The organism is Mesorhizobium sp. M1E.F.Ca.ET.063.01.1.1, assembly GCF_003998155.1.
Classification (GTDB): Bacteria; Pseudomonadota; Alphaproteobacteria; order Rhizobiales; family Rhizobiaceae; genus Mesorhizobium.
The window spans coordinates 1-3477 of sequence record NZ_RZSC01000623.1 but is presented as its reverse complement, the minus strand read 5'-3'; the positions used below and the strand labels follow the sequence as shown (position 1 = coordinate 3477).

The 3477-nt window shown below is 65.0% G+C and carries 4 protein-coding genes; 1 reads left to right on the top strand and 3 read right to left on the bottom strand.

The genetic code is table 11. From position 1 onward, the window contains the following. The coding region (locus EOA29_RS29370; protein WP_145969854.1) for an SMP-30/gluconolactonase/LRE family protein at window positions 1-322 on the top strand (322 nt) is incomplete at its 5' end. On the opposite strand, the gene EOA29_RS29365 is transcribed toward EOA29_RS29370, so the two are convergent. From EOA29_RS29365 to EOA29_RS29355, 3 genes are all read right to left on the bottom strand, one after another. Continuing rightward, a complete protein-coding gene (locus tag EOA29_RS29365; RefSeq protein WP_126094886.1) occupies window positions 301-642 on the bottom strand; it encodes an antibiotic biosynthesis monooxygenase in 342 nt (113 codons plus the stop codon). The genes EOA29_RS29370 and EOA29_RS29365 overlap by 22 nt on opposite strands. Window positions 643-906: 264 nt before the next feature. Beyond that, window positions 907-2790, bottom strand: coding sequence for an ABC transporter ATP-binding protein/permease (locus EOA29_RS29360; protein ID WP_127221974.1), 1884 nt, complete (start codon window positions 2788-2790; stop codon window positions 907-909). Window positions 2791-2816: 26 nt separating this feature from the next. Beyond that, entirely contained in the window at window positions 2817-3137 is a 321-nt protein-coding gene (locus EOA29_RS29355; protein WP_127221973.1) for a metalloregulator ArsR/SmtB family transcription factor, read from the bottom strand. Window positions 3138-3477: the final 340 nt, after the last annotated feature.

Sequence of the window (3477 nt, the reverse complement as noted above, 5' to 3'; positions counted from 1 at the left end):
CCGCGTCTGGGCGGATCTCGGCAACGACTATCCCGACGGTATCTGCCTCGATGCCGAGGGCTGTGTCTGGTATGCCGACGTGCCGAACCGGCACTGCGTCAGGGTGCGCGAGGGCGGGGCGAAAATCGATAGGGTCGAGGTCGATCGGGGCTGCTTTGCCTGCATGCTGGGCGGTGCCGACGGCAGGACGCTGTTCATCGCCGCCGCCGAATGGCGCGGCTTCGAGAACATGGTCAGCGACGCCCGCACCGGCCAAGTGCTTGGCGTCGCCGTGTCTTCCCCCGGCGCGGGCTGGCCGTCCTACACCTCCGGTACGCGCTGATAGTTGGCTATGTCGGCCTTGACGCCGAGGCGGGCGATCGTTTCCTGCGGGCTGAAGGCGATGCGCTCATGCGCGGCCCTGACGATCGGCACCACCTTGTCGACCGCCGCCTGGCTTTCCCATTCGACCATGGTGACGATGTTGAATTCGCCCGGGCCGGAGAACTGCTCGAGCAGGAAATCCTGCACGAAGCCTTCCTGCTGGCGCAGCAGTTCGTGCGTCATGAGGACCTTGCTCAGGATTTCGTCGCGCGCTTCCGCCGGGACGACGAACTTGTCGACCCGGAAGACGCTGCCATTGCGTTGATTCTCATTGCTCATTTCGATCTGTCTCCGTTCTTGGAAGGCTTGCTTCGCAGGGGCTCGGAGACGGTTTGCAAGCTCAAGCTAAGTTGAGGTCAAGGGGAATTTTTTGCGCCTGTGATCTTCCCCCTCGAGGGGGAGATGGCCGCGAAGCGGTCAGAGGGGGTCGGTTCGACTGGGCTCGGCCTGCTGCTTCGGATGGAGGTTGGCGCTTCACGCGCGGCGACCCCCTCTGTCGCCTTCGGCGACATCTCCCCCTCAAGAGGGGAGATCGGCGCGGCGCTAGCTCACCTCCGACGTCCTCCGCCGCACGATCACACCCAGCTCGTCGCTCTCGCGGGCGATTCGCAGCCGCTCCTCGGCTTCGGTCGCTTCGCGCTGGCGGTCCCACATCGAGGCGTAGAGGCCGTGCTTGGCGAGCAGCGCGGCATGGGTGCCTCGCTCGGCGATCTGGCCGTCCTTGAGCACGATGATCTCGTCGGCCGAGATCACCGTCGACAGCCGGTGCGCGATGACGATGGTGGTGCGGCCCTTGCTGACGAGGTCGAGCGCCGCCTGGATCTCCTGCTCGGTCTGGGTGTCCAGGGCCGAGGTCGCCTCGTCGAGCATCAGGATCGGCGGCGCCTTGAGGATGGTGCGGGCGATCGCGACGCGCTGCTTCTCGCCGCCCGACAGCTTCAGCCCGCGCTCGCCGACCATCGAGCGGTAGCCCTCGGGCAGCTTGGCGATGAATGGGCCGATCTGGGCGAGCTCGGCCGCCTTGCGCACCTCCTCCTCGCCGGCGCCGACGCGGCCGTAGCGAATGTTGTAGGCGATGGTGTCGTTGAACAGCACCGTATCCTGCGGCACCATGCCGAGCACGGCGCGCAGGCTCTCCTGCGTCACGTCGCGGATGTCCTGGCCGTCGATCAGCACCTGGCCGCCCTGCACGTCGTAGAAGCGGAACAGCAGCCTGGAGATGGTCGACTTGCCGGCGCCGGAGGGGCCGACGATGGCGACGGTCTTGCCGGCCGGCACCTCGAAGGAGACGCCCTTCAGTATCTTGCGGTTGGGATCGTAGGAGAAATGAACGTCGCGGAACTCGACCTTGCCGGCGCCGACCTTCAGCGGCTTTGCATCCGGCTTGTCGACGATCTCCTGGGGCACGTCGAGCAGGTCGAACATGTGCTCGATATCGGTCAACCCCTGGCGGATTTCGCGATAAATGAAGCCGATGAAGTTGAGCGGCACCGATAGCTGCATCAGCATGGCGTTGATGAAGACGAAATCGCCGACCGACTGCGTCCCCGCCTGCACCTCAAGCGCCGACATGCACATGACGATGACGGTGCCGAGGCCGAAGATGAAGCCCTGGCCGAAATTCAGCCAACCGAGCGAGGTCCAGGTTTTCGTCGCGGCGATCTCGTAGCGGGCCATCGAGCGGTCGAAGCGCTCGGCCTCCATACGCTCGTTGGTGAAATATTTGACCGTCTCGAAATTCAGGAGCGAGTCGATCGCCTTGGTGTTGGCGTCGGTGTCGCTGTCGTTCATGTCGCGGCGGATCGAGATGCGCCAGTCGCTCGCCTTGACCGTGAACAAGACATAGATCCACACGGTCACCGCCACCACGCCCACGTATTTCCAGCCATAGGTGTAGGCGAAGATGCCGGCGGTCAGCGCGAATTCGAGGATGGTCGGCGCCGTGTTCAGCATGATGAAGCGCACGATCGTCTCGATACCCTTGGTGCCGCGTTCGATGATGCGCGACAGGCCGCCGGTGCGGCGCTCGAGATGGAAGCGCAACGAGAGCTGGTGCATGTGGACGAAGGTGCGGAAGGCAAGCTGGCGCACCGCATACTGGCCGACGCGGGCAAACAGCGCGTCGCGCAACTGGTTGAAGCCGAGTTGCACCAGCCTCAGCACGTTGTAGGCGACGACCAGCATCACCGGCGCGAGCATGAAGGCGGGCAGCGGCGGCGGCGTCTTCGAGCCGTGAGCCAGCGCATCGGTCGCCCATTTGAAGAAATAGGGGCCGGCGACCAGCGTCAGCTTGGCGACGACCAGCAGCAGCGTCGCCCAAGTGACGCGGGCCCTTAGGTCGGCGCGGTCGGCCGGCCACATATAGGGCCACAGGTTGCGCAAGGTCGTGAGAGTGCCGGCTTCGGCGGATACGGTCTTTTCGGCCACTTTTCTTTGCCTTTTGGGTGAGAGGGTCAGCGGCTGGGTGAGCAGGCGTTGACGAGTTCACGAAGCGAAGCGGAGACGCCGGCGAGCGCCGCATGATCGACCGCGTAGCGCGAGCGCTGACGGTCGGGCTCGAAGCGGACCAGCCCGGCCTCGACCAGGATTTTCAGATGTTGCGAAACCGTCGACTGGGCGAGATCGAGATGGTCGACCACCTCGCGGCACGAGCAGCAGCGGCTGGCCGAGAGATGCTTGAGAATTTCGATGCGTGCCGGATGCGAGAGTGCCGCAAACCTTGCGGCGACGGCGCGGCTATCAGGGGCGCAGGTTTCGGATGGGGATTCGATCATCGTCCATCGGCGATAGACGATGAAGGATGAGAGGGCAAGCTAGGCTGGTGGGTAGCACCGGTAATCTCCCCCTTGAGGAGGAGATGTCGCCGAAGGCGACAGAGGGGGTCGTCTCACATAGATCGCCGAGGTCGTCGCAGGGGATGCCGGCGCTCGACGCGCGAGGAGCCCCTCTGGCCTGCCGGCCATCTCCCCCTCGAGGGGGGAGATTACGCGCTCGTGCGCCGGCGCTCCCTACTCCGCCTTCGGTGTGGTCATCTGGTCGCCCATCGCCTTCATGTCGGCCGGCTCGCCTTCCTTCGACTTGCCGGGCACCTTGAAGACCTGGCCGGGCCAGATG